Raw genomic sequence first — 2,901 nt, 5'->3', positions numbered from 1 at the left:
TCGACCGACTTGCCGACGCCGAGCGTCTCCGGCGAGATCGTGCCCTTGGCGAAGGCGAACAGCGACCCGGCCAGGCCGGCGACCGTCCCGGCGACGACGAAGGCGATCCACTGCAGGCGCGGCACGCGGATGCCGATTGCGGCGGCGCGCACCGGCGAGTCGCGGCTCGCGCGCAGGGCCAGGCCGAAGGGCGCGTGCAGCATGCGCACGAGCAGCGCGCATCCCGCGACCGTGCAGGCCAGCACGAGCAGGTAATAGGCCGGTCGCGGCGCCAGCCAGGGCGCCGGCCAGATGCCGACCAGGCCGTTGCTGCCGCCGGTGAGCGCGTCCCACTGGAACACGACCGACCAGACGATCTGCGCGAAGGCGAGCGTCAGCATCGCCAGGTAGACCCCGGACAGGCGCACGCAGAACCAGCCGAAGACCAGCGCCCCGGCCGTCGCCAGCAGCGGCGCCAGCACGAGGGCCGCCTCCATCGGCATGCCGCCGGCCTTGAAGAACAGCGCCGCGCCGTAGGCACCCAGGCCGAAGTAGGCGGCATGGCCGAACGAGTGCATGCCGGCGGGGCCCATGAGGAAGTGCAGGCTGGCCGCGAAGAGGACGGCGATCAGCAGGTCGATCATCAGCACCAGCGCGTACGGCGCCGAGGTGTTGAGCAGCGCGACCAGCACCAGCGCTGCCAGGGCCACCCAGCCGGCGTGGCGCCAGGCCGCCGGCAGCGGTCGCAGCGGCCCCTCGAGCGCCGCCGCGCCGCGCACCGCCCCCTGAGGCTTCCCGAACAGGCCCCACGGGCGCCAGACGAGGACGATGGCCATGACCAGGAACTCGGCGACGAGGGTCAGCTTGCTGAGCGGAAAGGGCGTGCCGAAAAGGTCGATCGAGCCGGCGGCTATGCAGACCGCCTTGACCATGGCGATGACGATCGCCGCGACGAAGGCGCCGGTGATCGAGCCCATGCCGCCGACGACGACGACCACGAAGGCCTCGCCGATCAGGGCCAGGTCGAGGTTCAGGTTGGCCGGCTCGTGGGGCATCTGCAGCGCGCCGCCGAGCGCGGCCAGGAAGGTGCCGAGCGCGAACACCGACGTGAACAGCCAGCGCTGGTTGACGCCGAGCGCGCCGACCATCTCGCGGTCCTGGGTCGCGGCGCGCACGAGCAGGCCCCAGCGCGTGCGCGTCAGCAGCAGCCAGAGGAAACCCAGCACGACCGGCCCGACGAAGATCGAGAAGATGTCGTAGCTGGGAAAGGGCTTGCCGAGGATGTCGACGGCGCCCTTCATTCCCGGCGCCTTCGGCCCGAGGATGTCTTCCGGGCCCCAGGCCCAGAGCGCGAAGTCGCGGATGACGAGCACCAGGGCGAAGGTCGCGAGCAGCTGGTACAGCTCGGGCGCGCCGTAGAGGCGGCGCAGCACCAGCGACTCGATCAGCGCGCCGAGGGCGGCGACGACCAGCGCCGCCACGATCACCCCGCCCCACCAGCCGAGCGGCCCGGCCGCGAAGAGGGTCGTCAGCAGCACGGCGCCGTACAGGCCGAGCATGTAGAACGAGCCGTGCGCGAAGTTGACGATCCGCGTCACCCCGAAGATCAGCGACAGGCCGCTGGCGACGAGGAAGAGCGCGGACGCCGAAGCCAGGCCCGTGAGGACCTGGAGGACGATCGAGGAAAAAGTCAACGGCGGATCAGGGGCGCGCCGTCAGTCGGCGGCCCGCAGCTTCTTCACTTCCTCGTCGCTCGGCTGGTACTTGGCGCCGTCGAGGTAGACGTAGTCGACCATCACGCCCTTGTTGCCGTCGAGCTTGGTCCGGCCGATGTAGGCGCCCATCGTCGACTGGTGGTCGATGGCGCGATACGTGACGCGGCCGAATGGCGACATGAACTGCAAGCCGCGGAAGGCGGCGATGAGCTTCTCGGTGTCGGTCGACTTCGCCTTCTTGATCCCCTCCGCCAGCGAGATGATGGTCGAGTAGCCGACCACCGAACCGAGCTTCGGGTACTCGTTGTACTTGCGGAAGTAGGCAAGGAAGAACTTCTTGTGCTCGTCGGTCTGGATGCCGTAGTACGGGTAGCCGGTGACGATCCAGCCGACCGGAGCCTCCTCGCGCAGCGGCTCGATGTACTCCGGCTCGCCGGTCAGCAGGCTGACCACCTCGCGGCCCTTGAACAGGCCGCGCGTGTTGCCCTCGCGCACGAACTTGGCGAGGTCGGCGCCGAATAGGACGTTGAAGATGGCATCGGGCTTGGCGTCGGCGAGCGCCTGCGTCACCGCACCGGCATCGATGCGGCCCAGCGGCGGCGCCTGCTCGGCGACGAACTCGACGTCGGGCTGCAGCGTCTTGAGCATCGTCTTGAAGCTGGCCGCGGCCGACTGCCCGTACTCGTAGTTCGGGTAGACGATGGCCCAGCGCTTCTTGTTCAGCTTGGCCGCCTCCGGCACCAGCATCGCCGACTGCATGTAGGTGTTGGGGCGCAGGCGGAAGGTGTAGCGGTTGCCGTTCTGCCAGGTGATCTTGTCGGTGAGCGGCTCGGCGGCGAGGAAGAACACCTTCTTCTGCTTGGCGAAATCGGTGACCGCCAGGCCGGTGTTCGACAGGAAGGTGCCGGCGATCAGCGCCACGCCTTCGCGGCTCACCAGCTCCTCGGCGACGCGGACGGCGTCTCCCGGGTTGCCGTTGTCGTCGCGGGAGATCACCTGCAGCTTCTTGCCGAGCACGCCGCCGGCGGCGTTGACCTCCTCGACCGCCAGCTCCCAGCCCTTCTTGTACGGATCGAGGAAGGCGGGCTGCGCCTTGTAGCTGTTGACCTCGCCGATCTTGATGGTCGGGCCGCCCTGCGCCAGGGCCGGCGCCTGTGACGCAAGACCGGTGAGCACGAGGGCGGCGGCTAGCGCGAGAGGTCTGCGT

The 2,901-nt window shown here is 69.5% G+C and carries 2 protein-coding genes; both read right to left on the bottom strand.

Going from position 1 to position 2,901, the window contains the following annotated elements; genetic code table 11:
- On the bottom strand, window positions 1-1,673 hold a 1,673-nt coding region (locus tag AC30N0_RS01060; RefSeq protein WP_489516088.1), incomplete at its 3' end, for an ABC transporter permease.
- A gap of 21 nt (window positions 1,674-1,694) precedes the next feature.
- The gene (locus AC30N0_RS01055) at window positions 1,695-2,870 is read right to left on the bottom strand and encodes an ABC transporter substrate-binding protein (RefSeq protein ID WP_489516089.1); all 1,176 of its coding nucleotides are present in this window, start codon (window positions 2,868-2,870) and stop codon (window positions 1,695-1,697) included.
- Window positions 2,871-2,901: the final 31 nt, after the last annotated feature.

The organism is Rhizobacter sp. (assembly GCF_031412495.1).
In the GTDB taxonomy this organism is placed as follows: Bacteria; Pseudomonadota; Gammaproteobacteria; order Burkholderiales; family Burkholderiaceae_C; genus Schlegelella_A.
This window is presented reverse-complemented; position numbering and strand designations above follow the sequence as displayed.